This is a genomic window from Ruania alba (assembly GCF_900105765.1).
GTDB classification, from domain to species: domain Bacteria; phylum Actinomycetota; class Actinomycetes; order Actinomycetales; family Beutenbergiaceae; genus Ruania; species Ruania alba.
This window is the reverse complement of record NZ_FNTX01000002.1, coordinates 1468240-1494595: the sequence shown is the minus strand read 5'-3', so window position 1 is coordinate 1494595 and position 26356 is coordinate 1468240. Positions and strand designations below refer to the sequence as shown.

Genomic DNA, 26356 nt, shown 5'->3' with positions numbered 1-26356 from the left:
TGAGCCGCCGGCCGACCCGATCGAGCACGCAGGATCGGGTCGGCCCGGCGCGAGAGCACCCACGTCCACGCCACAGGAAGCCACCGATGACTGCCCTGAATACCCCCGCCCCGGCCCGCACCCGCGGCACTGGCGATCCTCGCCCCCCGCGCCGGGTGGGCTTCTCGCAGCGGCTGGGCCGCTGGGACGTCAAGCTCTCGCCCTATCTGTACATCTCCCCGTTCTTCCTCCTGTTCGCCCTCACGGGTGCGTTCCCCCTCGTCTACACCGCCTACGTCTCGGTGCATGAATGGAACCTGCTGGGCGGGCAGGGCGAGTTCGTCGGTCTGGCGAACTTCGCGGACGTGCTCGGGCAAGCGGTGTTCTGGAAGTCCGTCGGGAACACCTTCTCGATCTTCGTGCTCTCCGCGATCCCCCAGCTCGCGCTCGCCATCACGATCGCCGCGTTGCTGGACCAGAACCTGCGCGCGGCGACGTTCTGGCGGATGGGCGTGCTGGTGCCCTATGTCGTCGCCCCGGTGGCGGTCTCGATGATCTTCGGGCGCATGTTCGCCGACCAGTACGGCCTCATCAACGCGATGCTCGCCGGTATCGGGCTCGACCCGGTCGGGTGGCACAGTGACCGCTTCGCCAGCCATGTGGCCATCGCCACGATCGTGAACTTCCGGTGGACCGGGTACAACGCGCTCATCCTGCTGGCCGCGATGCAGGCGGTGCCGCGTGAGCTCTACGAGGCCGCGGTCATCGACGGCGCCGGCCGGGTCCGGCAGTTCTTCTCCGTGACCGTCCCGCAGATCCGCGCCACGATGGTCTTCGTGGTCATCACCGCCACGATCGGCGGGATGCAGATCTTCGACGAGGTCCGCATGTTCGATGCCCAGGGCCTGGGCGGGCCGAGTCGGAACTGGATGACCACCGTGCTCTATCTGTACGACGTGGCCTGGGGGAACCAGAAGAACTTCGGGCGCGCGGCCGCCGTCGCCTGGATCCTGTTCGTGCTGATCGTGTGCATCGGGCTGATCAACTTCCTCCTCACCAACCGTATCGCCACCTCCGACGGCGAACGGTCACCGGTGAGCCGGCACCACACCAAGGCGCTGATCGCCCAGGCACAGGCGCGCGCTGCCATGCGGGCCACCCCCGCACCCACCGCCCTGCCCGACGGCGCCCCGCCAGGCCAGCCTCCGCCGTCACCGGAACGCCCGGAGACCGCCAGATCGACGTCCGATTCCCGGGACGAGAAGGGAGGGACGCGATGAGCTCCGTCGGAGTCACCGCACAGACCGCCGGCAAGAGCGCCGCCCGAGCCGCCGCACGGCGGCGGGACCGTGGGTCCCGAGCCGTCCGCGCTGCCGCCCGCCGCCCCGGCTGGGTCACCTACCTGCTGCTCGCGATCACGCTGGTGATCTCGGCCTTCCCGCTGTACTACACCCTGGTGCTCGGCTCCTCCACCCAGGAGGAGATCTCCCAGCAGGCGGTGCCGCAGTGGCTTCCGGACCTGAGCCTGCTGGACCGGTTCGCCACCGTGATGGCCTCCAGCCAGATCAACTTCTGGAAGGCGCTGGCGAACTCGGTGATCATCTCGGTGACCGCGTCGCTGTCGGTGGTTCTCTTCTCCACGCTCGCCGGCTTCGCCTTCGCCAAGCTGCGCTTCGCCTGGCGCCGCGGGCTGCTCGTGTTCGTGATCGCCACGATGGCGGTACCGACCCAGCTGGGGGTGATCCCGCTGTACATCCTGATGACCGACCTGGACTGGGTGGGCAAGCTGCAGGCGGTGATCGTGCCGGCCATGCTGTGCCCGTTCGGGGTGTTCTGGATGACCCAGTACCTCTCCTCGGCGCTGCCGTACGAGCTGGTGGAGGCGGCCCGGGTGGACGGGGCCTCGATGCTGCGCACGTTCCGGTCCGTCGCCCTGCCCGCGGCGGCCCCGGCCGCGGCGATGCTGTTCCTGTTCTGGTTCGTGATGCAGTGGACGATGTTCTTCTGGCCCTCCATCGTGCTGAACTCGCAGAACCCCACCTTGCCGCTGGTGGTGCAGTCCCTGCAGGGCAACTACTTCACTGACCACTCCCTCGTGATGGCCGGCATCTTCCTGGTCACCTTCCCGCTGCTGGTGATCTTCGCGATCGTCGGCAAGCAACTGGTGGCCGGGATCATGACCGGCGCAGTGAAGGGCTGACATGTCGCCGTCCGGAGGAACCCGCCCGATGATCCGCAGCACCACCACACCCCTCGCCCGCTCCGTCCCGTTCGCTGTGTCCAGCCCGTTGCCGGAGCCCACCGGCGCGGTGACCTTTCCCGCCACCTTCCGGTGGGGCGCCGCCACTGCGGCCTACCAGGTGGAGGGCGCCGCCGGGACGGGTGGGCGCGGCGAATCGATCTGGGACGTGTTCTGCCAGATCCCCGGTGCCGTGCACGCCGGCGACGACGGCTCGGTGGCGTGCGATCAGTACCACCGCTACCGCGAGGACGTGGCGCTGCTGCGCGACCTCGGCCTGGACTCCTACCGGTTCTCCACCTCCTGGGCACGGGTGATGCCGGATGGACGCACCCTCAACCGCGCCGGCCTGGACTACTACTCGCGTCTGGTGGACGAGCTGCTGGGCTCCGGGACCAGCCCGTGGCTGACCCTGTACCACTGGGACCTGCCGCAGGCACTGGAGGCCGACGGCGGATGGCCGACCCGGGAGACGGCGTACCGGTTCGCCGACTACGCCGTGGCGATGTACGAGGCGCTGGGAGACCGGGTGCGCACCTGGACCACCCTGAACGAACCGTGGTGCTCGGCCTTCCTCGGCTACACCGCCGGGGTGCACGCCCCCGGGCGCCAGTCGCCCGAGGACGGCCTGGCGGCAGCCCACCACCTGCTCCTGGGGCACGGGCTCGCCCTGGGTGAGATCCGTCGTCGGGACTCCGACGCCAGCCTGGGGATCACGTTGAACTTCACGGTGGCCGACCCGTACGATCCGGGCGACCCGGACGATGTGGAGGCGGCACGGATCGAGGACGGCTTCTTCAACCGGATCTTCCTGGACCCGATCTTCACCGGCACCTACCCGGCCGACATCATCGACGACACCCGCCACCTGGGCCTGCTCGACCACGTGCGGGACGGAGACCTGGAACTGATCTCGGCCCCGATCGACGTGCTCGGGGTGAACTACTACAACGGGGCGGCAGTCTCCGGCCACCCTGATCAGGCCGTGCCGGCCGGGCAGAACCGGCCCGACGGCGTCCGTTCAGTCGGCGACGGACCTCACCGTGAGGTGTCTCCACCACAGCCGGTGGGGTCGGTGCACCACCGTAGCCGCGGGCTGCCCACCACGGACATGGGCTGGGAGGTGCAGCCCGAGGGGCTGACCCGGCTGCTGCTGCGGTTGCAGGCCGACTACACCGGACCGCGCGAGGTGGCGATGTACGTGACCGAGAACGGGGCGGCCTACCCGGACCAGGTGAGAGCGGATGGCACCGTGGACGACCCGGACCGGATCGCCTACCTCGACACGCACCTGCGCGCGGTCGCGGCGGCGATGGAGGCAGGGGCCGACGTGCGTGGATACTTCGCATGGTCGCTGCTGGACAACTTCGAGTGGGCGCTGGGATACAGCAAGAGGTTCGGGATCGTGCGGGTGGACTACGAGACGCAGGAGCGCACGGTCAAGGCGTCCGGGCACTGGTATGCGCGGGTGGCGGCGAATCACTGCCTTCCGCCCCGCGTTGCGCGGCTAGGCTCGCGCTCATGACCCGGCCGAACGTGACTCTCGACGATGTGGCGCAGGCGGCCGGGGTGTCCCGTTCCACCGCGTCCCGGGCGATCAACGGCGGCCAGCGCGTGTCCCCGGAGGCCCAGGTGGCGGTGGACGACGCCATCGCGCGACTCGGGTACTCGCCCAACCCCGCGGCCCGATCGCTGGTGACCCGGCGGACCGGGTCGATCGCGCTGGTGCTGCCAGAACCGGACGCCCGGATCCTCTCCGACCCCTTCCTCGCGGGCCTGCTGCGCGGGGTGAGTGATGGGCTGATGGGCACCGACCTGCAGTTGGTGCTGCTGCTCGCCCGCAAGGGTGAACGGCCCGGCCGCACCGCGCGGTACCTGCGCAGCGGGCACGTCGATGGTGCGATCGTGGCCTCGCACCACCGGGAGGACCACCTCGACGAACAGCTCGCGGACGCGCAGCTTCCCGTGGTCTTCGTCGGGCGTCCGTTCGTCGATTCGGGTGTGCCCTACGTCGACACCGACAACACCGCCGGTGCCTCCATCGCAACCACCCGGCTCCTGGCGAGGGGGTGCCGCCGGATCGGGACCGTGACCGGGCCGATGGACATGACCGGAGCGTTGGACCGGCTCGAGGGGTGGCGTCAGACGGTGTCGGAGGCAGGGTTGGCCACGGATGCCGTCACCCACGGCGACTTCACCGTGGAGGGCGGGGCCCGGGCGACGGCCGAGCTGTTCGAGACCCATCCCGACCTGGACGGCGTCTTCGTGGCCTCGGACCTGATGGCGGTCGGTGCGATGCAGGTGCTGGCCGACCTCGGCCGGCGGGTGCCCGACGACGTCGCAGTCGTGGGCTACGACAACCTCGGGGTCGCCGAGCGGACCACGCCACGCCTGACCACGGTGTACAACCCGCTGGTGCAGATGGTCGCGGCAGCGACCGAGACACTCCTGGCGATGCTCGACGGCGGACCGGCACCGGCGCAGCCGCGGGTGCTGACGCTCACGCCCGAGCTGGTCGAGGGCGGGACGGCGTGAGAGTTTCGACGGGATCTGGGGCACCTGCTGCCGAATGAGGCAGCAATGTGCTGAGGACCGTCGATCCTGTCAGGAAGGGCGGGGCGCCTCGGACCCGGTGACCCGCATCGTGTACAGGCTGGTCGTGGCGGTGATGAACAGGTCGTGGCCGTCCTCGCCGCCGAAGCACAGGTTCGCCACGTGCTCGGGGACCTCGATCAGCCCGAGCTGTTCACCGTCGGGTGACCAGATCTGCACCCCATCCCAGGCGGAGGTCCAGACTCGACCCTCGGTGTCCACCCGGAACCCGTCCGGGGCGCCCGGACGGACCGTGGCGAAAACTCGGCCGTTCACGCATCGGGGAGGGCCGCCGTCGGGACTCTGCACATCGTAGGCACGGATGTGGCCGGCTCCCTCGCCGGTGTCGGAGACGTACAGGACCGACTCGTCCGGGGAGAACGCGAGCCCGTTCGGGTGGATCATGTCGGTGACCACCGCGCTCACCGCACCGGTGGTCTCGTCCAGGCGGAAGACGTAGCAGCCGTCGTATTCCTGGGGAGCTTGGCGGCCCTCCTTGTTGGTGAGGATCCCGTACGGGGGGTCGGTGAACCAGATCGCCCCGTCGGAGGCGACCACCACATCGTTCGGGGAGTTGAACCGGTGGCCCTGCCAGGTCTCGACCAGGGTCACCGGCGCCGGCTTGCCGTTGTCCGGGGTGTCCCGCTCCACCGCGCGCCGCCCGTGCGAGCACTGCACGACGGCGCCGGTCAGGTCGAGCGTGCGGCCGTTGGTGAACTCGGCGTCCTTGGCGTAGACGCGGGTGCGGCCGGCGGCCACGTCGTGCTCGAGGATGCGGTTGTTCGGGATGTCGCTCCAGCGGACTCTGCCCTGCGGGCTCGGGCCGGGCAGCCAGACGGGGCCCTCGGCCCAGACGCTGCCGGTGTACAGGCGGCGCAACTGGGCGCCGGGCTCGGTGAAGAGTTCGACCATAGCCCCAGCCTGGCAGACGACGTCGCCACCGTGGAGTGCGTGAGCAGTCTTCAGTTCGGCCGTGGCCACGGCGCTCCCTCAGCGGCCCTGTGAGAAGCGCCGTCTGGGCGCGGACCTGTGTAGTGCGACTCCGGCCGGAGCCGTAGCGGGGCCTGGGAGTACTCATCCGCAATGTGCGCGATCCACCCCGCTGTCCGTGCGGTCGCAAAGAGGACCTGCCCCGCGTCTGCGGACATGTCCGCGCCGATGGCCATCACAGCGAGCGCAAGGTCGAGGTTCGCGGGACGTCCGGTGCGCGGTGCGATCACCGCACCGACCTGTTGCGCCGCATTGATCGCGAGCTCGTACCGCGGCATCGCCGCCATCGCGTCGAAGAGGAAGGCAGCGCGGGGATCGGTGCGTCGGTACAGCACATGGCCGAAGCCCGGCACGCCGCTGCCCCCCGCCACGTGCTCAGCGACTGCCCGCTCAGGGCGCGTCGGCCCGAGCACGTCGCGCAGCATCTGCACGGCAGCGATCGATGCTGATCCGTGCAAGGCAGCGTCGAAGGCGGCGAGCGCCGAGGCGACGGCGGCATACGGGTGGGCGCGGGCGGTGGCGGCCACCCGCGCAGCGAGGGTCGCGGTGGCGAGATCATGGTCCAGGCACAGCACAAGTGCAGCAGCGATGAGATCGAGGTCCGCGGCCGTGGCCGGTTGTGCGGTCAGCTTCGGCCAGAGCCGGTGCGCCAAGGGCGCCGTGAGCGGTGCGGGCTTGCCGAGATCCGGTAAGGCGTCGACGACGATCGCGACGATCTGCCGCCCCGCGGTTCTCGCACCCTCCGGGTTGAGTTCCGTCCGGAACGGGTCGTGCGTTCCGGCGATCGTGACGGCGATCTGCATCCGGTCGATCGAGCGGGCGGACGGTCCGAGCAGGTCTCCTGCCTGGCTCGCGCGTGCCACGACCACCGGCTCCACCCCGGGTGCTGGTGGGCCGTTGCTCACCCCTGCGGTCCAGAGAAACTCGATCGCTTCTTCGACCGTGCAGGTCCGAGCCAGGTCGGTAGCTCGGACACCACGGAAGTACAGCTCATCATCTTCGATCAACGTCAGCGGCGAACCCAGCACCATCAGCGGCCGGCCCTGCGTCCTATTTGCTGATGATGCAGGCGCAACGACCCGGCCGGATCGCCGTGCAGCGGCGAGCTCCTCCACCTCGAGGGCGTCGAAAGTCGAGCCGCCGGTCTCGCATCGAGTGCTCCTGATTCGCCCACGCGAGACGTAGGCATACAACGTCGCAGGTTTCACACCCAGCCGAGCGGCCGCCTGAGCCGTGGTCAGGCGAGGCAGTGGTTCACTCACATGCACCCCTCGCGAACATTGATCGGATCAACGTTGATTATGCCGCTATCAATGCCGGTGCTGTCCTGGGGCAACGCCGTCACCAGCGAACGAGGAGAACACCATGACCGCGCCGTCCCGCATGAACAACACTCCGATCACCGTGCCCCGCGGACTCACCAACGTTGTGGTGACCGACACCGCGCTCGGCGACGTACGTGGGCACGAAGGCTTTTACCACTACCGCCAGTACTCGGCCACGGACTTGGCCGCATCCCGATCCGTGGAGGACGTCTGGAAGCTGCTGCTCGACGGGTCGCTACCCGATCGCCGAGAGAGTGCCGCATTCGCCGCCGAAGTCGCCGCCCAGATGCCGCTCTCCGCCGATATGCTCGCGGCACTACCCACTACCGCTGCGACCAGTAGCGGCTCCGATCCACTCTCCGGGCTCCGGGTGGCGCTCTCGCTCGAAGGTGACCGGCGTGGGCTGCGTCCGCTCTACGACCTGACACTGCAGGAACGTCGCGCCGATCTGATCGCGCTCGCCGCGAAAGTGCCCACGATCATCGCGGCACTCGCCCGGATACACGCCGGCAAGACGCCGGTGAGCCCGCACCCCGACCTGGGCTATGTGGCCAACTTCCTCTACATGATCCAAGGCACTCAGGCGCCGGAGGAGCACGTCGAGGCACTCTCCGCCTACCTGGTCGCCGCGATCGACCACGGGTTCAATGCCTCGACGTTCACCGCCCGAGTGATCGCCTCGACCGGCGCTGACGGCGCCGCGTGCCTGGTAGGCGCCCTTGGAGCGCTCTCCGGGCCACTGCACGGTGGCGCCCCGAGCCGCGCACTCGACAGCCTCGACCTGATCGGCACACCCGAGAACATCGACGCCTGGGTGAGGACCCAGCTGGAGTCCGGTGCCCGGATCATGGGCTTCGGGCACCCGGTGTACCGCACCGAGGACCCGAGATCAGCGCTCCTGAAGAAAGTCGCCCAGCGATTCGGCGGGCCACGGGTCGAGTTTGCCGTCGCGGTCGAGGAGCGCGTGCCGGTGCTGCTCGACCAGCACAAGCCGGGCCGTGCCCTGCACACGAACCTGGAGTGGTACGCCGCGGTAGTCATGGAGATCGTCGGGATCGGGCGCGCCCTGTTCACACCGACGTTCGCGGCCGCCCGGGTGCTCGGCTGGACCGCGAACATCCTGGAGCAGAGTGCGGATGCGAAGATCATCAGGCCTTCGGCCCGCTATGTCGGGCCACCAGCCCCACAGCCAGTGCCCGATCACTAGTCGCCAATCGGCGCACCGGGATGTCAGCGGTGCGCCGTAGCATGGCCGACGTGCTGCACATCCACCGCTCCGAGCGCACCGACGCCCTGGTCGCGCCGCTCGCAGAGGTGCTCGCCGAGGCGCCGGAGGATCCGTTCACCCCAGACGTGGTGGCCGTTCCCACCCGCGGAATCGAGCGGTGGCTCGCCCAACGCCTCTCCCACCATCTGGGAGTTTCCGACGGCGCAGGTTCCGCGGGCGTGTGCGCGAACGTGGACTTCCGCTCCCCCGGGCGCTTGGTGCAGGCGGTGCTCGGGGCTGCGACCGGCATCGACCCGGACGAGGACCCGTGGCGTTCGGCGCGCCTGGTGTGGCCGGTGCTGGAGACGATCGACGCCTGCCTGGGCGAGGACTGGGCCGCCCCGCTGGCCCGGTATGTGGGTGAGGCCGCTGACGGCCCCGCCGGTCTCGATTCGGTCGACACCGTGCGGCGGTCCCGACGCGTGGCGCTCGCGCAGCGGATCGCCAGATCGTTCTCCGCGTACGCCCATCAGCGTCCCGATCTGGTGACGGCGTGGCTGGACGGCACCGACACTGATGGCCACGGTCTCCCGGTGCCGGACGATTTGACCTGGCAGCCGGCCCTATGGCGCCGGGTGCGCGAGCACATCGGCTCCGCGAGCCCGGCCGAGACCCTGACCGCGGCACTGGGCGCGCTCGAGGCGGACCCGGGAACGACGGACCTCCCCGACCGGGTGTCGGTCTTCGGCCCCACCCGCCTGCCGGAGGACCAGCTCCGCGTGCTGCGCGGTCTGGCCGTGCACCGCGACGTGCACCTGTGGCTGCCGCACCCCTCCCCGGTGGTGTGGGACGCCGTCGCCGGCATGCCTCCTCCCGGGATCCGCCGAGCCGAGCAGGAGCCGGCGGCCCGGCATCCGTTGCTGGTCTCGATGGGCACCGACGCGACCGAGCTGCAGCACCGGGTGATGCAGGGGCCGGCCACGACGAGCCACCACCCAGTACCGGAACCGCTGGCCACCCTGCTGGGCCGGTTGCAGCGCTCGATTCGCCTGGACCAACCGGAACCGGGCACCCAGCCGGTCGCCGAGGACGACCGCAGCGTGCAGGTGCACGCCTGTCACGGCCGGGCCCGGCAGGTGGAGGTGCTGCGCGAGGTGCTCACCGGGCTGTTCGCCGCCGACCCCAGCCTGGAGCCCCGGGACGTGGTGGTGATGTGCCCGGACGTGGACGCCTTCGCCCCGCTGATCACCGCGACCTTCGGCGCCACGGCCGACGGCACCACCGAGGTGCACCCGGGGCAACAGCTTCGGGTCAGCCTCGCCGACCGGGGCGCACGCAGCACGAACCCGGTACTCACGGTGGTGGACACCCTGCTGCGCCTCGCCGACAGCCGCGTGAGTGCACCGGAGGTCCTGGATCTGGCGGCCTCGACCCCGGTCCGGCGCAGGTTCCGGCTCAGTGAGGACGATCTGAACCGGTGGCGCACGTGGGCCGTCGAGGTGGGGGTGCGCTGGGGCGAGGACGGTGCGCGCCGGGCCCGGTACGGGATCGACCCCTCGGTCCGGCAGGGCACCTGGGACGCCGCACTGGACCGCGTGCTGCTCGGGGTGGCGATGGCCGAGGAGGAATCCCGCTACGTGGGTGCAGCGCTGCCGGTGGACGACGTCGGCTCCACCGATGTGGACGTCGCCGGCCGGTTCGCCGAGCTGATCGATCGGCTGACCCGTCTGCTGGCACGGCTGGACGGTGCGCACCCGCTGCACCACTGGTTGGACACGCTCGAGGATGCGGTGACGCTGCTGACCGAGCCGGAGGAACCGTGGCAGACGATCCATGCCCGCCGAGTGCTCGCCGGGGTGCGCGAGTCAGGCGCCGTGCAGAATTCGGACACCCACGAGGAGTCAGGATTGCTGCTGGCGGATGTGCGTGCCCTGCTCGCCGACCGGCTGGCGGGCCGACCCACCCGCTCCGGGTTCCGCACGGGCGCGCTGACGGTGTGCTCGCTGGAGCCGATGCGCGCGGTGCCGCACCGGGTGGTGTGCCTGCTCGGGATGGACGACGGCGCCTTCCCGCGATCCCCCACCCGAGCGGGGATGACTTGCTCGCGCGCGACCCTTGCCTGGGCGAGCGGGACCTGCGCAGCGAGGACCGGCAGATCTTCCTGGACGCGATCACCGCCGCCGGCGAGCATCTGGTGGTGGTGCACACCGGCGCCGACGAGCGCAGCGGTGCACCCCGGCCACCCGCAGTGCCGGTGGCCGAGCTGGTGGATGCGCTGGACCGGATCGCCACCGCACCAGGCGGCGAACCGGTGCGCGATCAGGTGGTGACCCACCACCCGCTGCAGACGGTGGACGAGCGCGCCTTCACCCCGGGGGCCTTGGGTGCACCGGGGCCGTTCAGCTTTGATGTGGCGGCGTTCCGCGGTGCCCGCGCCGGCCGAGATGAGCGGGTGGCCCCAGGCGTACTGGTCACCGAGCCGCTGCCGATTCCCGACGGCGGAGCGTCCGTGGGTGGTGCTGCTCCCGCTGGCAACGGGGGTGCGGTGGGCACCAGCACAGCCGAGCGACCGGTGCTCGACCTGGACGAGCTGGTGGAGCTGCTCGAGCACCCTGCCAAGTGGTTCGTCCGACGCCGGCTGGGTGTGCAGCTGCTGCGCGACGAGGACGAGGTGGACGAGCGCCTGCCCTTGAGCGTGGGACCGCTGGACTCCTGGGCAGCGGGCGATCGCATCCTCACCGCGGTACTGGCCGGGGCTGAACCCCGGCAAGCGTTCCAGGCGGAGTGGCGCCGCGGGCAGATGCCACCACGGCAGCTGGGGAACGCCGCGCTGCTGGAGGTGATGGAACGGATCCGCCCGATCCATGCGATGGCCACCGAGGCGGCGCGCATGGGCAGCGCGACCGGGAGGGACGTGCTGGCCGAGGTCGGCTCCGTGCTGGTGGCCGGGACCGTGCCCGGGGTACACAGCGACCGGGTGGTGCGTGCGGAGTACTCCAAGCTCGGGGCCAAGCACCGGCTGCGGGCGTGGGTGCAACTGCTGGCCCTCGCCACGACCGAACCGGACCGCGCCTGGCACACCGTGACGATCGGTCGGGGGGAGAGCAACCGGTACGGGGAGGACAGCCCGACGGCGGCCGCGAGCCGCCTACGGCCGCCGGAGGATCCGGCTGCCGCACTCGCCGATCTGGTGGCGCTGCACATCGAGGCATCGCGTATGCCGCTGCCGATCCCTCCGAAGATCGCCGAACGCTACGCCACCGCGCGTTCCAAGGGTGCCGGGCCGGACTCGGCGCTGGCGCAGGTGCGCCGGGGGTGGCGCTACGACTACCAGGCCGACGACCCCTTCCATCTCCTGTGCTTCGGGGACGGGGCGAGCCTGGAGTCCGTGGCCGGGACGCCGTCGGAACAGGACCGCGAGCGGTACCCGGAGGAGACCACCCGACTGGGCGCCCTGGCCCGCCGCGTGTGGGACCCCCTGCTCGCCAGTGAGGAGCGGATCACCTCATGAACCAGACGCAGCCCACCGGTCAGGTCCGCGGCGCTATGGCGCCAGGGCCCGCGACCTTCGATGTGCACGGACCGCTCCCGGAGGGCACCACCGTCCTGGAGGCCAGCGCCGGCACCGGGAAGACGTTCACCATCGCCGCACTGACCGCCCGGTACGTGGCCGAAGGTGTGGCCGAACTGCGGGACCTGATGCTGGTGACCTTCGGCCGGGCCGCCACCTCCGAGCTGCGTGACCGGGTGCGCGAGCGCCTGGTGAGCACCGAACGGGCGCTGCGCTCGGCCGACCCGGCCGCCAGCGAGGACCCGCTCGTAGCGCAACTCGCCGATGTGGATGCCGACGAGCTGGACCGGCGGCGGGCCCGCCTGGCGCGAGCACTCTCCCAGCTGGACGCAGCCACGATCACCACCACGCACGGGTTCTGCCAGCAGATGCTCACCGCGCTGGGGATCGCGGCCGATGTGGATCCGGCGGCCACGTTCGTCGCGGACGTGGCCGACCTGGTGCAGGAGGTCACCGACGACCTGTACATCCAGGAGTTCTCCAACGAGAAGAAGCCGCGCCTGAACCCGGACGAGCTCTACGCACTGGGGCGGGCCGCCGTCAGCGATCATGGCGCCGAGCTGGAACCGAAGGGTGAGGACAACTCGGATCTGGGGACCCTCCGGTACCGGCTCGCAGTAGCCGTGCGGGCCGAGACCGAGCGGCGCAAGCGAGTCGGTCACCTGATGGACTACGACGACCTTCTCGTGCTGCTGCGCGACGCGCTACGGGACCCGGTGCACGGCCCGGCGGCGGCCCAACGAGTGCGGGACCGCTACCGCGTGGTGATGGTGGACGAGTTCCAGGACACCGACCCGGTGCAGTGGGAGATCCTGCGCACCGCCTTCCACCGCCATCGCACCCTGGTGCTGATCGGCGACCCGAAGCAGGCGATCTACGCCTTCCGCGGCGCCGACGTGCTCGCCTACCTGGACGCGAAGCACGATGCCGTCGCCACCGCCACGCTGGGCACGAACTGGCGCAGCGACGCTCCGCTGCTCGAGGCGTTGCACACCGTGCTCGGCGGGGCCGCGCTGGGCCACGACCAGATCACCGTGGGACCGGTCGAGGCTGCCCATCGGGAGCACCGGTTCGACGGTGGACCGGCGCTGCGGTTGCGGCAGGTCACCCGCGAGGCCCTGGGAGTGCGCCCGGGCAAGGACCCCTACGTCGGTGATGCGCGCTCCTTCATCGCCGCCGACACGGCCGCCGACATCGTCTCCCGCCTCGGCAGCACCCAGGTCCAGGAGGACGGACACTGGCGGGCGCTGCAACCGGGTGACGTGGCCGTGCTGACCCGCACGAACGCGCAGGCCGAGCAGGTGCGAGCCGAGCTCAGCGCCCGTGGGGTCCCCGCGGTGGTCTCCGGGCTGTCGAGCGTGTTCGCCACCCCCGCCGCCCGGGAATGGCTCACCCTGCTGGACGCGCTCGAACAACCGGGCTCGCACGGGCGAGCCTCGGCACTGGCCCTCACCCCGTTCATCGGGTGGGATGCCCGCAGGTTGGCGACGGCGGATGACACCGACCGGGACCGGCTCGCCGAGACGGTGCGCACCTGGGCACGTCTGCTCACCACCCGCGGAGTGGCCGCCCTGCACGAGGCGGTCACCCGAGGCGGTGTGGCGGAACGTCTGATGGCGACCACGACCGGGGAGCGACGGCTGACCGACCTGCGGCACGTGGGCGAGGTGCTGCACACGGTCGCGGTCACCGAGGGGCTCGGTGCGGCGGCATTGACGGGGTGGTTGCGTCGTCGGATCCGGGAGGCGACCCGGGACTTCGAGGAGGAGCGCAGCCGGCGGCTGGAGACCGATGCGGCCGCCGTGCAGGTGGTGACGGTGCACGCCAGCAAGGGCCTGGAGTTCGGCGTGGTGTATGTGCCGTTCGGGTGGGACCGGTTCGAGTCGGCCACTCCCTCGATCCTCGGCTTCCACGCCGACGACGGGCGCCGCATCCTGCACGTGGGCGGGCCCGGTTCGCAGCTGTACCGGGAGGCGCGCGAGCGGTACCAGCGAGAGGACCGGGGCGAGGATCTGCGGTTGCTGTACGTGGCGCTCACCCGTGCCCGGCACCAGGTGGTCGCGCACTGGGTCCCCTCCCGCAACACAGCGAAGGGTCCGCTCACCCGCGTGTTGCTCGGCGGGCGCGACCTCGGTGGTGCCCCGGCGGTGGCGGCGGAACCAGGAGCGATGCGGGACGATACGGTCACCGACGCGTTCGAGACGATCGCCGGGCGCTCGGGAGGAACGATCGCGGCCGAGGTGGCGCCGATGGAACCGAGCAGAGCGCGGTGGGAGCAGCCCGTGCGGGAGCAGCCGGAGTTGAGCGTGGCCCACCTGGATCGGCTGCCGGACGTGAGCTGGCGGCGAGCGTCCTACACGGCACTGACCGCGGCGGCGCACCAGGCGCACGCGGCACCGGCTGGTGACGCGGCTCGCGGCGAGACCGGGGTGCTCAGTGAGCCGGAGGATGCGGGCGTGCTGGACGAACCGGGCAGCGCAGACGGTGACGCTGGGGAGGACAGCGTCCTGGCGGGAGTGTCAGCGGCACCGGATGCTCCGGGGCTCGACCTGCCCTCCCCGATGGCGAACCAGCCAGCCGGGGCAGCGTTCGGCACCCTGGTGCACGAGGTGCTCGAGTACGCCGACACGGCGGCGGCCGATCTGGACGCCGAACTGCTGGCGCGGTGCCGGGCGGCGTCGTCGGCGCGAGTGGACGGGCTAGACGTGGATTCGCTGGCGAGCGGGCTGGGGACGGTGATGCGCACCCCACTGGGTCCGCTCGCAGGCGGGCGCACCCTGGCGGAGTTCGACCCGCGGACCGGCTCGCCGAGCTGGAGTTCGAGCTCCCGCTCGCCGGCGGAGATCAGCGGCAGGACGGTCAGGGTGACGGGAGCGCTGCGCGGCAGGCGGCCACACTGCACGACATCGCTGACGTGCTCGAGGCCCACGTCGAACCGGGCGACATGTTCGCGCCGTATCCGTCGATGCTGCGCACCCTCGCCGCCGAACCGCAGGGCCCCGCGGAGCTGCGGGGGTATCTCACCGGCTCGATCGACGCGGTGCTGCGGGGCACGGAGGCAGCGGTACGAGCCGTCCTGCGAGTTTCCTCGTCTGCGACTACAAGTCGAACCGCCTCGGCGCGCTCGGCGCCGACCTGACCGTGCACGACTACCGGCCGGACGCCGTCGTGAGTGCCATGCTGCAGGCGCACTATCCGCTGCAGTTGCTGCTGTACCTGGTGGGGCTGCACCGGTACCTGCGATGGCGGCTGCGCGGATATAACCCCGACGTGCACCTGGGCGGAGGGTTGTACCTCTTCGTACGTGGCATGGCGGGACCGGACACACCGGTGGGACCGGACGGGTCGCCCCACGGCGTGCTCGCGTGGCGGCCACCGGCGGGTCTGGTGGCGGCGCTGTCGGAGGTGCTCGACGGTGTCGGCCCGCAAGAGAGGGGTACACCATGAGCGCGATCACGACCACCGACGCCATGGCGAGTGTCGATGGAGACGTACGCACCGCCGTCGGGGCTCCCCCGCTGCTGGCACAGTTCAACGCGGCCGGCCTGGTGACGGCGACCGATGTGCAGGTGGCGACCCGGCTGGGCCGGCTGACCGGGGAGAGCGACGAGCGGGTGCTGCTCGCGGCGGCGCTGACGGTGCGGGCGCTGCGCGGAGGGTCGGTGTGCCTGCACCTGGGTGAGGAGTCGGAGCTGGCGGCGCTGCGCATCCCCGACGACGCCGGTCAGGGTGAGGACGCGGCGGCGGAGCCGCCCCCATGGCCCGAGCACGCCGCATGGGTGGCAGCCGTGCAGGCCAGCCCGATGGTCGCCGTCGGAGTGGATGGGCACGATGCGGCGGGAGGGTCGCACCCGGACGTGCGCCCGGCACGCTGGGTGAACGGCCGGCTGTACCTGGACCGGTTCTGGCGGGACGAGCTGACCGTGCGGCGGTTGATCGACGCCCGGCTGATCGCTCCGGACCTGGAGGTAACGGGGGACTTCGCGCCGGCGGTGCAGCGCTTGTTCCCGGATGCGGGCGACGACCGGCAGCGACTGGCGGCCGCGCACGCGCTGCGGCGGCGATTGACGGTGCTCACCGGTGGCCCGGGAACCGGGAAGACGACGACGGTGGCGCGGCTGCTGGCCGTCCTGCAGGACGTGGCCGGTCCGGCGCGGGTGGCGCTCGCAGCCCCGACAGGAAAGGCAGCGGCCCGGTTGCAAGAGGCAGCCGCCCAGGTGGTGGGGGCGTTGCCGGACGCCGATCGGGAGCGTGTGGGGCTGCCGGAGGCGACCACGGTGCACCGGCTGCTCGGGTACAAGCCGGGGAGCACCACCCGGTTCCGGCATGACGGGAGCCATCATCTGCCACATGATGTGGTGGTCGTGGACGAGACGTCGATGGTGCCGTTGTCGTTGATGGCGCGGCTGCTGGAGGCGTTGCGCCCGGACGCGCGGCTGGTGCTGGTCGGCGATCCGGATCAGCTGGCGTCGGTGGAAGCGGGTGCGGTGCTCGGTGACCTGGTGGCGCGGCCGCCGGTCGCGGCGGCACCCTCCGGGTTGGGCCTGGGCACCGAGGGAACCAGCGCGCTGGCGGGTGGAGTGGCTGGCGGCCCGACGGTGGCCGCGGACCTGGGCAACGGGGTGGTGCGGTTGACGACCGTGCACCGGCAGAAAGAGGGCTCGGAGATCCTCCCGCTAGCGGCCGCGATCCGCGCCGGTAATGCCGAGCAGGTGCTGGAGCTGCTGCGAGCGGGCCGGCACGGAGTGGAGCTGGTGGCAGCCGACGTCGAGCAGCTGGATGAGGCGGCGGTGGTCGGTGTGCGCGCGGACGCCGTGGCGGCGGGCGAGAAGCTGGTGGCACAAGCTGTGGCCGGGGATGCGGCCGGGGCACTCGAGGCACTGAACGCGCATCGGTTGATGCTCGCGCACCGGCGGGGTCCGGCCGGAGTGGCCCGGTGGGCGGCGCAGGTGGAGGCGTGGGTCCAGGAGGGTACTGCTGCGGTGGGTGGACATCGCGCCGGACACCCGTGGGCGGTGGGCCGACCGATCCTGGTGACCAGCAACGACAAGGACGTCGGTCTGTACAACGGCGACACGGGAGTATTGATCGCCGACGGTGAGAGCGTGGTAGCCGCGTTCGGGGACCCGGACCGGCCGATGCTGGTGCGCACGCACCGGCTGCCTCCCGTGGAGACGGTGCATGCCATGACGGTGCACCGGGCGCAGGGCAGTCAGTTCGGGCGGGTGTCGCTGATCCTGCCGCCGGCGACGTCACCGTTGCTGACGCGCGAGCTGCTGTACACGGCGGTGACGCGGGCGCAGGAGTTCGTGCGGGTGGTCGGCACCGAGGAGGCCGTGCGGGCCGCGGTGGCGCACCCGGTGCGGCGGGCGAGCGGGCTGCGGGAACCGTTGGGCTGATCGGGTGAGAACAGCCCGACCTACACACGATGATGGCATCGTTCCTGAATTGATATCACTGGAGGTCGTCATGCCTGCCATCACCGTTCGCAAACTCTCTGACGAAACCCACCGCGCGTTGAAGGCACGTGCCGCTCGCCATGGGCGCAGCACGGAGGCCGAGGTTCGGAGCATTCCCGAAGAGGCGACCCATCCGACAGAGCACGAGAAGGTGGGCAGCGCTTCGAGGACGAGACCGTGCCACTCTTCGAAGGGCGAATACTCCCCTTCGACGAAGCCTCAGGCGCACAGTTCGCCACGCTGCGGTCCCACGGACGCTCCCGCGGGCGTGCCCTGAGCACCATGGACGGTCTCATCGCCGCAATTTGCCGCGCCGGAGGCTTCGATCTCGCGACCCGGAATGTCAAGGATTTCACGCACACGCAGGTCCGGCTCATCAATCCGTGGAAGCACGGTTCCTAGCCAAACCTCATGTGCGTACCTGCGTGCAGGGTCTCACGCCGCACCTGCAAACCGGACGCGAACGATTGGCCCCGCATGGGAGGGGCGCGTCAGCCCTCACGCGTGCTGCGCGACGAGCTTCCACAACTGCGTGTACGCCTCCGTCACCTGGTGCCGCGGCGCGAATGCGGCCACCGGGGCGCGTTCGGCCCCCATGCGTTCCACCACCACGCTGGCGGGCACGACGACGTCGACGATCTCGGAGTGCTCGGCGGGCAGGTCCTCGACGGCGCGACGATGGGTGAGCTTGCGACGGTCCACCATGGAGAGGAAGGCCAGGATCGGGGCGGGCTTCGCGGAATCCGCGACGATGTCGCGCACCTGCTCCAGCGAACGGAGCGACAGTGCGGCCGGGGGCACAGGCGTGACGATGACATCTGCCGAGCGCACCGCGTTCTCCGCCACCAACGAGGCACCGGGCGGACAGTCCAGGATGACGGTGTCATAGGTACCGGAGGCGTCCTTGAGGACCTTCTGCAGTCGGCGCCGCGAGCCCTTCGCCGCATCAAGCATCAGCTCAAGCTCCCGGTAGGAGTCATCGGCGGGGACGACGTCGATCCGGTGACTGCCGTCAGCGCGGGGAAACGCGGACTTACGGGCCACGTCGGAGATCGAGTTGCTCCCCTTGAGCAGCTTGGCGACCCCGCCCTTGAGCTTGGGCTTCACACCTGCAAGGTAGGTGCTCGCCCCCTGAGCATCCAGGTCCCACAACAGCACCGCGCCGGACTTGCTTGCTTCCGAGGCCAAGTTGACCGCTGCCGACGTCTTCCCCGCCCCACCCTTGGTGGAGTACACCGCAATGACCTTCATACGGGCACCCTACGAGGGCACCCCGGCCTTGTCACTGCTGGGGCAGACCGAATCCGGGATGTCGCGCGCCATACACCGAGAATGGTCAGGCCGTGGCCCGGTCCCGTCGCAGCTGAGCCGGTTGCCTCCCGGTGAGCCGACGGAATCGAGTCGAGAAGTACTGGCTCGAGGCGAAACCGCACAACTGCGCGATGTCCGAGACCAGCAGGTCCGTGGTGGTGAGCAGCTGCTTCGCGTGCTCGATCCGCACGAGGTTCAGGTACTCCTGCGGGGTCAGATTCGTCATCTGCTTGCAATAGTGGACGAATCGGGTGCGGCCGAGACCGCATTCCGCGGCCATCTGGTCCACCGACCAGCACTCTTGAAGCCGCTCCCGCAGCCGCTCGAGGAAGAGGTGCACCGTCCGCTCGGTCGAGGACAGGTACGGGTCGAGGACGGGCTCGTGGTGCTCCAGGAGATCACGCAGCTCGATGAAGATCTCCACCACGCTGGTCGCGATCCGTGCCATCGGCTGGCTGACCTCGCCCCGGAGCGTGCGCTCGAGCGTGTCAACCGCGGTCAGGAGGCCCCTGCTGGCACGCCACACGGGTCGTTCGTTGAGACTCAGCAGGTCGGTGAGTCGGGCTATGTCGTCAGCGGGGATCGGGAGCCAGGTGGGCCACACCCACTCCTGGTTCGGTCGGCGCACGTCGACATCGAGGATGAACCAGGTCAGTCGGGACGAGGACACATGCGGGCGGCCGACCCGGTGTAGTTGCCACGGGCGAGTAACCGTCACGTGGCCGGCACTGAGATCGAAGTCCTCTCCCTCGCAGGAGAACGGGATGGCACCCGCCGAGACGCAGGTGAACTCGATGCCCTCGTTGCGGTGCCAGTCCAGACCCCACGTCTGGTCCCTGGTGATCTCCCAGGTACCGACGTTCTTCAGTTGCGGAAGCACGTCCGACGCGATCGGCTCACCCGGGTAGGTACCCCGGCCGAACGCCCAGAGGTCGATCTCGCCGCTGGCGCCCGCCTCCCTCAGCGGGGCGCAGGTGTCTGCCACGAAGGTTCCTGTGGGCGCCTCGAACGTCGCCGGGTTGGCACCGCCGTTGCGACCCATTGCCATGGCGTCGTTCTGTGTGGGCATACGGCCTCCTCCTCGAGCCCTTCCTGACGTCGAACCTAGGCGGAGGCCATGCTCTGCGGCAACGATATCGATGTTCACGATTCATCACTGGTCGAAGTCGAACGACATCGAGAAGTTCTGAGTCCTAGCCTCATCGTCAGTAGTTACGGGCAACACGGCCCGACTCAATGAGGAGGAGACCCATACGTGGCTATCAAAATCGGTTGCTTCGCCCTCGTCGACCCGTTTTCAACTCTCGACCACCAGCTCGACCGGATCCGGGACTGGGGCTTCACCTACGCCGACGTGACCGACACGTCGGACGGTGCCGTCCTGGGGAACCACTTCGGGTTCAGTGCGGTCGCGAGTCTCGACTCCAACCCGTTCGACCTGAAGAGGCTGTTCGAGGACCGCGGGCTGCAGATCACCTCGTACTGCGCGCACTCCGACCTGCTGGACGCCGCCGCCCCGTGGCGGTACGGCACGGCAGAGATCATCAAGGCTGTCCGGTCCGCCGCCACGATCGGCGTGCCCCATGTCATCACCACCGAGGGTGAGCCGGTCACACCGTTCGGGAAGAACCTCGATCAGAAAGAAGCCGTCTTCACGATCGCGGAGAAGTTGCACGAGCCGTTACGGGTGGCTGAGGACCACGGCGTGACCATCCTGCTCGAACCACACGGTCCGATCACCGGCACTATCGACGGCACATCGGCCCTGCTCGAGCGGATCGACTCCCCCGCCCTCGCGCTCAACCTCGACACCGGGAATATCTGGCTGGCCGGCACCGATCCGGTCGAGTATGTGCGTACGTTCGGCGAGAAGATCCAGCATGTCCACTGGAAGGACCTCGGCAGCGAGTGGGAGGAACGCCGGGGCACGATCTATGGCTGCGGCATGTCCCCGATCGCGCTCGGTTCCGGTGTGATCGACATCGAGGGCGCGTTCCGGGCTCTGGAAGGGGCCGGGTTCGACGGTCATACCACGCTTGAGATCGGTGGCGACGAAGCCGTGCTCGATTCAGCAACATACCTTAGTCGCCTCGGCGCAGAACGCTGACCATCAATTGCTCAGCACGGTACTAAACAGAGAGGTTGTGACGGTGGGACGACTCATCATATTCTCGGGAACCGTCGGCTTTCGGCACACGTGCATTGACGCCACCGTGCGCGCTATCGGCGACATGGCGAAGGAGAACGCGATTCCGTTTGTCGCGACTGACGATTCGACGATCTTCACGGAGCAGAACTTGAACGATGCTCTTGCCGTGGTGTGGGCGCACACCTCCGGCACAGGTCTGCTCGACGCGACACAGCGGAGCGCCTATGAAGGCTACACAGCACGCGGAGGAGGGTTTGCAGGCATACACGCTGCCTCCGACTGTGAGCGTGACTGGGCACTTTTTGACGAGCTTGTCGGTGCACGCTTCCGCAGCCATCCGACGAAGCGCCAGTTACAGACCGCGACGGTGACTGTGGAACGACCCGACGACCCATCGGTCAGCATGTTGCCTGCACAATGGCGCTGGACCGATGAGTGGTACGCGTTCGATCGCAATCCCCGAGCTGACGTGGAGGTACTCCTTACCGTCGATGAAGGGACCTACGACCCTGAGGACTCGAGCATGGGCGCTGACCACCCGATTGCCTGGCGATCGAAGGTCGGTGCCGCACGAACGTGGTACACCTCCCTCGGACACGAGCCAACGACGTACGAAAACTCGATGATCCGGAGCCACCTCTGGGCTGGAATCTCGTCCGTGATCGCCGATGACCACCAGTTGCAGGAGCGATGATGACCTATCGAGCAGCCATCGTCGGAGCGGGCGCTCCCGTTGCGAAGACCAACCAGAACCTCGAGGGCTTCTCAATCGGCCAGGCGCACGCCAACGCCTATGCAGTTCATCCCGACACCACCCTCACGGCCGTCGCGGACATTCAGATTCAGAACGCGGAGGCCCTCGCTGCCCAGAACCAGAATGCAACCGCATACGGTTCCTTGGGCGACCTCCTAGCACATGAGCAGATCGACGTTTTGAGCATATGCACGTGGCCGACACTTCACCACCAAATGGTGTTGCAGGCGATCGGGTCAGGTGTGCAGACCATACTTTGCGAAAAGCCCATGGCCGTCAGCTTGAACGAGATTGACGAGATGGTCCGCGCCGCTTCAGACGCAGGGGTACGACTCTTCGTCAATCATCAGCGCCGCTTCGAACAGCCATACCGCGGTGCCAAGCAACTCATCGACGATGGCCACCTCGGCACCATCTTACGCATCGAAGGTTTCGTCGGAGGCGGCTGGGACCTCATGTCCTGGGGCAGCCACTGGGTCGACATGGCCTGCCACCTGCTCAACGACCCGCCTGCATCATGGCTGTTCGCTGCCGCGCAGCAGTCCGGAAAGACGCGCTACGGCCACCTCGTCGAAGACGAGATGCTCCTTCAAATCGGCTTTCCCAACGACGCGCTCGTTCTCATCCGATCAAGCTCACATCTGTCAGGCGCCGGCCTCATTGTCACCGGGACTGATGGTGTCATGCGGTTAGCACCAAACAGCGCCAACCTGGTCTTGCGAGACGGCGACGAGAACGACCTCGTACGCACGTACCTGATTCAGCAAGACAAGGCGAACACGAGCAGCTACAACTACACAGATGCCTTTATTGACTCGGTGCACGAGATTCTCCACGCCACCAGAGCAGAAGTGCCAAGCGTGATCGACGCCGACCGCGGACATGCCACCACCGAACTTCTACTTGGCGCCTACCAGTCTGCCAACACCCGATCCCTCCTCACGTTGCCCCTCATCGACCGCACGACAACTCTCCGAGTTCCCTCGGCATGACCGACTCGCGACGAAGCGAGCAGAAAGGGTCACCACGATGAATGCCAATATCCCAACTCCCAGGATCACGAGACGCTCTGCACTCGGAATCACCGCGGCAGCGGCGATCGCTCCACTACTCGCCTCCTGCGCTGGCTCGAGTGAACCTGAGCAGGCGACGTCAGGACCGGTCTCTGTCCCAGTGTGGAGCAACGCAGCCGAGTTCACAGAGTTCTTCGCCCAACGTGCGGCTGCCCTCAACGACAGTCCGTACGAGTACGAGATCACTGAGCTACAGTCCTCCGCCGACGACATCACCACCAAGGCATTGACCGCATACTCAGCCAGTGGCGCACTTCCCGGTCTTCTTGGGATCGAAATCAAGAGCTTTCCCAGGTTCATGACAAACCACATCGCCGCCGAAACCCTGGTCGACCTGACCGAAGCTATGGGCGCACCCCGTGACGAGTTCTTCGAAGCGAGGGTTGCGCCGTACACAGACGATGGCAAGGTTTACGCGATGGAGTCTCAGTTTCCGCTGGTCACCCTGTACAAGCGCACAGACCTATGGGAACAGTATTCGATACCAGAACCAGAAACCTGGACAGACTACATACGGATTGGAGGGGAGATATCCGAGCGGCACGGAATAAGTCTGGGCGTCATCGGCAACGCCGATATCACCTGGTTCGAAATCCTGCTGCTGCAACGTGGCGGCGGTATGTTCGATTCTGATGGAAACCTGACCATCGACAGCGCGGAGGCGGTCGAGGCGCTCCAACTTCTGGTGGATGGCGCAGAAAACGGCACGTTCATGGTCGTGAGCGACTTCTACGGCGGACCAGGAACATCACTTCTCAAACAAGACCGAGTTGCAGCCTACTTCATGCCCGACTGGTTCAATACTTTCATCCTCCAGGCAAACGCTCCAGAACAGGCCGGAAAGTGGGAGATCGCCCCATTGCCGCGTTTCGAGGCGGGCGGATTTAGCACGAGCACGTCGGGTGGCACGGGATTCGCTGTATCAAAAGACTCTCCGGTGCGCGACGCTGCCCTACTGTTACTACAGGACGCCTACGGAACTCTGGACGGACAGGTCGACCGTTTTAGAACGACCGGATACCTGCCGACAATGAAATCAGCCTGGGACGTTCCCGAAGTTATCGACAAGACCGATGACTTCCTGGGCGGACAGCGTGTCATGGATATTTACAGCACTATCGCAGTCGACGCTCCGGATATGTTCCAGAGCCCCAACTCATCTATTGTCATTGACGAACTTGAGACCGCGATCCAGAGCGCCCTCACCGGTCGGGAGACAGCTGCTCAAGCCATCCAGGGGGCGGCAGCTCGCGCCGAGAGCCAGATGGCCTCCTGACCAATGAGTGCCGTCGAAGCGGGCAAAGCAGTCGATGTACATGAACGCCGCAGAAGGAGAAAGTGGACAAGAACGCGATTGGCGCCCTACGTCTTCATTGCGCCCTTCTACCTTGTTTTCGCTGCATTCATCGCTGGCCCAGGTCTGTTCGCCGTTCATTTGAGCTTGCATTCATGGGCGGGAATCGGGACACCTAGTTGGGTCGGCCTTGAGAACTACGCCACCCTTCTCCGCAGCGACGACTTCCGTGCAGCGGCGGCAAACACAGGATGGTATGTTGCTGGAGCCTTGCTGTTGGTCATACCGATCGCACTCGTGCTGGCAGCTCTTCTTAATAGTAGAGGCGTTCGATGGAGAGGATTCTTTCGGACCTCATTCTTCTTGCCCGTAGTACTTTCTCCGGTCATCGTCGCCTTACTGTTCAATATACTGTTCGATACTCAGACCGGCTTGGTAAACTCCATACTAAGCGCAGTCTTGGGGTTGCCACCTGTCGGCTGGCTGGATGCTCCTGTGCTGGCTCGATTGACCATCATAATTATATTGATCTGGCGGTATTCCGGCTACTTGATGATCTTTTTTCTCGCCGGGCTACAGAACATTCCCCGTGAGCTGTATGAAGCGAGTTCGATAGACGGCGCTTCCCCTGTTCGTCAGTTCTTCAGTGTCACAATTCCGATGCTGCGTCCGGTGACAGCGTTCGTTGTCGTGATCGTGCTGACGGGAACCGCCCAGATATTTGAGGAGCCGTATATCCTCACTGATGGGGGCCCGGGCAATGCCTCCATCAGCCTCACCATGTTTATCTACCGCGCCGCGTTCGTACGACAGCAGTTCGGTCTCGCTGCGGCCGCAGGTGTGCTGCTGTTCATCACGGTATTCGCGGCATCGCGGGTGATCGCTTCAGCGTTCGGAGTAGGAAGGGAGTCGAAGTGACTTTCGCAAAGATGTCCGAAGCGAAGCGAGCCAATAGCGGATCAAGTGTACGCCGTAGGCCGCCGGCCCTAACCCACATCGCACTGGGCTTCTGGCTGGTCGTCTCGTTCGTCCCACTCCTCTGGGCACTCTCCGGCTCATTCAAGCCACTAGAGGATATCTTCATTACGCCTCCGCAGATCGTTCCTTCCAACCCGACGGTTGAGAATTACTCCGAGCTGCTCACGCGTGCACCATTCGCAAGATGGTTCATAACGAGCGCGCTTGTCGCTTCATCTACGGCGGCCGTTTCGACATTCCTTGCCGCACTGGCAGGGTTCGGATTCGCCAAGTACCGATTCCCTGGCGAAAGAGTACTGTTCAACATTGTGTTGTCTGCACTCATGGTTCCATTTGCCATCATCTTGGTCCCCTTGTTCGTAGAGATCACGCGACTTGGGCTGGCCAATAGCTATTTCACCTATGCGATTCCGTTCTTGCTGCCAGCTTTTGGTGTATTCATGATGCGCCAGTTCATCCTGGGAGTGCCATCGGAAGTGATCGAGTCCGCGCGTGTTGATGGCGCAAGAGAGTTCCGTATTTTTATCACCGTGGTTCTGCCACTTATTCGCCCTGCCATCGGCGCCCTTTTCGTTTGGTTCTTCCTAGCCGTGTACAACGACTTCCTGTGGCCGGCAACATTCGTGTCCGATTCATCTATGTACACCCTTCCGCTAGGTTTAAACTCACTGCGTACGGCATTCTCCACGGAGTATGGCCTTGTGCTCGCAGGGACTATGCTTGCGGCTCTCCCTACGATCCTGATCTTCATTTCCCTACGTCGACAACTCATTGACGGACTGGCGGCTGGGGCAGTGAAGGGTTGATGGAGGAGGAATAGGGGGGGTGATGAAAAGACTGGTCGAGTGTGGCATCACCGCCATCGCTCCGAACGCCCAGTTCTGTTGCGGACCTGACTAACGTAGACACACGGGCCAGGATGGCTCGCGTGTACTCCATCATCGACGCATCCCGATCACAGATCGGAAGTTGCGGATCGCAGTCCCCTCCGGTGAAACAGCGTCTGCCCGAGCGCCCCGCTGGTCTCTCGATACACCAGCTCGACGGCACCCTCTCTTTGCCGGGCCGCGGCCACCGCGGTACCCGGGACACCGAGATGTACCCGGGTGAGTTTCTGTACTGCGGCCAATATTCTCGTCGTACGTCGCCAGTCTCGATTGCTTGGACGTCGTGTCGATCTCTTCGTGAAGAGAGAGCTGGGCGCAGGAACGAGTGGCTGGTTTCGGCTCGCTGAGCCGGAGCCAGGTGCAGAGGTTGAACAATCAGGCTTGGGACGGACGTCCCCGGGTCGGGAAGCCCACTTTGTATCGCGTGCGTTCCAACTGCGTGCCCAGCAAGCTGCTGGAAGTCGTCGAACGAGTTGCGCGGCCCGGGCGCGTAGCGCGCCTGCCACTGCGGTCGCGGAAGTGAACGTTGCCTGAATCCCCGGCGACGG

21 protein-coding genes are annotated in these 26356 nt (G+C 67.6%); 17 read left to right on the top strand and 4 right to left on the bottom strand.

The window, feature by feature from the left end; all coding sequences use genetic code 11:
* Positions 1–86 precede the first annotated feature (86 nt).
* From BLU77_RS17070 to BLU77_RS17055, 4 genes are read left to right on the top strand one after another with little or no spacing between them, the layout of a single operon-like run.
* On the top strand, positions 87–1259 hold the full coding sequence (locus BLU77_RS17070) for a carbohydrate ABC transporter permease (protein WP_089774228.1): 1173 nt from the start codon (positions 87–89) through the stop codon (positions 1257–1259).
* Positions 1256–2179 carry a carbohydrate ABC transporter permease gene (locus BLU77_RS17065; protein WP_089774227.1) on the top strand — a complete coding sequence of 308 codons (924 nt, stop codon included), beginning with the start codon at positions 1256–1258 and terminating at the stop codon, positions 2177–2179. Before BLU77_RS17070 ends, BLU77_RS17065 begins: the two co-directional genes overlap by 4 nt.
* Positions 2180–2207: 28 nt before the next feature.
* Complete coding sequence (locus BLU77_RS17060) at positions 2208–3743, top strand: glycoside hydrolase family 1 protein (RefSeq protein WP_089775964.1); 1536 nt, start codon at positions 2208–2210, stop codon at positions 3741–3743.
* Complete coding sequence (locus tag BLU77_RS17055) at positions 3740–4753, top strand: LacI family DNA-binding transcriptional regulator (protein WP_089774226.1); 1014 nt, start codon at positions 3740–3742, stop codon at positions 4751–4753. Before BLU77_RS17060 ends, BLU77_RS17055 begins: the two co-directional genes overlap by 4 nt.
* Positions 4754–4822: 69 nt before the next feature.
* On the opposite strand, the gene BLU77_RS17050 is transcribed toward BLU77_RS17055, so the two are convergent.
* Positions 4823–5722 carry an SMP-30/gluconolactonase/LRE family protein gene (locus BLU77_RS17050; RefSeq protein WP_089775962.1) on the bottom strand — a complete coding sequence of 300 codons (900 nt, stop codon included), beginning with the start codon at positions 5720–5722 and terminating at the stop codon, positions 4823–4825.
* A gap of 50 nt (positions 5723–5772) precedes the next feature.
* Positions 5773–7062 (bottom strand): citrate synthase, encoded by a 1290-nt coding sequence (locus BLU77_RS17045; protein WP_175477185.1) that lies wholly within the window; start codon positions 7060–7062, stop codon positions 5773–5775.
* 103 nt (positions 7063–7165) lie between these two features.
* Here BLU77_RS17045 and BLU77_RS17040 point away from each other — a divergent pair, with 103 nt between their 5' ends.
* The 7 genes from BLU77_RS17040 to BLU77_RS22205 all read left to right on the top strand — a co-directional run bounded on the left by BLU77_RS17040 (position 7166) and on the right by BLU77_RS22205 (position 17764).
* Positions 7166–8332, top strand: a complete 1167-nt coding sequence (locus tag BLU77_RS17040) for a citrate/2-methylcitrate synthase (protein WP_245708922.1) — start codon at positions 7166–7168, stop codon at positions 8330–8332.
* A gap of 29 nt (positions 8333–8361) precedes the next feature.
* On the top strand, positions 8362–10662 hold the full coding sequence (locus BLU77_RS22775) for an exodeoxyribonuclease V subunit gamma (RefSeq protein WP_342741475.1): 2301 nt from the start codon (positions 8362–8364) through the stop codon (positions 10660–10662).
* The gene (locus BLU77_RS22770) at positions 10581–11843 is read left to right on the top strand and encodes a hypothetical protein (RefSeq protein WP_342741490.1); all 1263 of its coding nucleotides are present in this window, start codon (positions 10581–10583) and stop codon (positions 11841–11843) included. The genes BLU77_RS22775 and BLU77_RS22770 overlap by 82 nt, the downstream gene beginning before the upstream one ends.
* The gene (locus BLU77_RS17030; RefSeq protein WP_245708920.1) at positions 11840–15166 is read left to right on the top strand and encodes a UvrD-helicase domain-containing protein; all 3327 of its coding nucleotides are present in this window, start codon (positions 11840–11842) and stop codon (positions 15164–15166) included. The genes BLU77_RS22770 and BLU77_RS17030 overlap by 4 nt, the downstream gene beginning before the upstream one ends.
* A gap of 180 nt (positions 15167–15346) precedes the next feature.
* Positions 15347–17302, top strand: a complete 1956-nt coding sequence (gene recD, locus BLU77_RS17025; RefSeq protein ID WP_089774224.1) for an exodeoxyribonuclease V subunit alpha — start codon at positions 15347–15349, stop codon at positions 17300–17302.
* A 70-nt stretch (positions 17303–17372) separates the two neighbouring features.
* Entirely contained in the window at positions 17373–17639 is a 267-nt protein-coding gene (locus BLU77_RS23265) for a FitA-like ribbon-helix-helix domain-containing protein (protein WP_425441226.1), read from the top strand.
* Positions 17540–17764, top strand: a complete 225-nt coding sequence (locus BLU77_RS22205) for a PIN domain-containing protein (protein WP_175477184.1) — start codon at positions 17540–17542, stop codon at positions 17762–17764. Before BLU77_RS23265 ends, BLU77_RS22205 begins: the two co-directional genes overlap by 100 nt.
* A gap of 96 nt (positions 17765–17860) precedes the next feature.
* On the opposite strand, the gene BLU77_RS17015 is transcribed toward BLU77_RS22205, so the two are convergent.
* Positions 17861–18613: a ParA family protein gene (locus BLU77_RS17015; protein WP_089774223.1), complete on the bottom strand. Its 753-nt coding sequence runs from the start codon at positions 18611–18613 to the stop codon at positions 17861–17863.
* A gap of 85 nt (positions 18614–18698) precedes the next feature.
* On the bottom strand, positions 18699–19742 hold the full coding sequence (locus tag BLU77_RS17010; protein ID WP_089774222.1) for a helix-turn-helix domain-containing protein: 1044 nt from the start codon (positions 19740–19742) through the stop codon (positions 18699–18701).
* Positions 19743–19928: 186 nt separating this feature from the next.
* Between BLU77_RS17010 and BLU77_RS17005 the strand changes: the two genes are divergently transcribed.
* From BLU77_RS17005 to BLU77_RS16980, 6 genes are read left to right on the top strand one after another with little or no spacing between them, the layout of a single operon-like run.
* The gene (locus BLU77_RS17005) at positions 19929–20780 is read left to right on the top strand and encodes a sugar phosphate isomerase/epimerase family protein (protein WP_217632494.1); all 852 of its coding nucleotides are present in this window, start codon (positions 19929–19931) and stop codon (positions 20778–20780) included.
* On the top strand, positions 20719–21516 hold the full coding sequence (locus BLU77_RS17000) for a ThuA domain-containing protein (protein ID WP_217632493.1): 798 nt from the start codon (positions 20719–20721) through the stop codon (positions 21514–21516). The genes BLU77_RS17005 and BLU77_RS17000 overlap by 62 nt, the downstream gene beginning before the upstream one ends.
* The gene (locus BLU77_RS16995; RefSeq protein ID WP_175477182.1) at positions 21516–22568 is read left to right on the top strand and encodes a Gfo/Idh/MocA family protein; all 1053 of its coding nucleotides are present in this window, start codon (positions 21516–21518) and stop codon (positions 22566–22568) included. The genes BLU77_RS17000 and BLU77_RS16995 overlap by 1 nt, the downstream gene beginning before the upstream one ends.
* Positions 22569–22605: 37 nt before the next feature.
* Positions 22606–23925: an ABC transporter substrate-binding protein gene (locus BLU77_RS16990; protein ID WP_175477181.1), complete on the top strand. Its 1320-nt coding sequence runs from the start codon at positions 22606–22608 to the stop codon at positions 23923–23925.
* 3 nt (positions 23926–23928) lie between these two features.
* Positions 23929–24861, top strand: a complete 933-nt coding sequence (locus tag BLU77_RS16985; protein ID WP_089774218.1) for a carbohydrate ABC transporter permease — start codon at positions 23929–23931, stop codon at positions 24859–24861.
* The gene (locus BLU77_RS16980) at positions 24858–25727 is read left to right on the top strand and encodes a carbohydrate ABC transporter permease (protein WP_089774217.1); all 870 of its coding nucleotides are present in this window, start codon (positions 24858–24860) and stop codon (positions 25725–25727) included. The genes BLU77_RS16985 and BLU77_RS16980 overlap by 4 nt, the downstream gene beginning before the upstream one ends.
* Positions 25728–26356 lie beyond the last annotated feature (629 nt).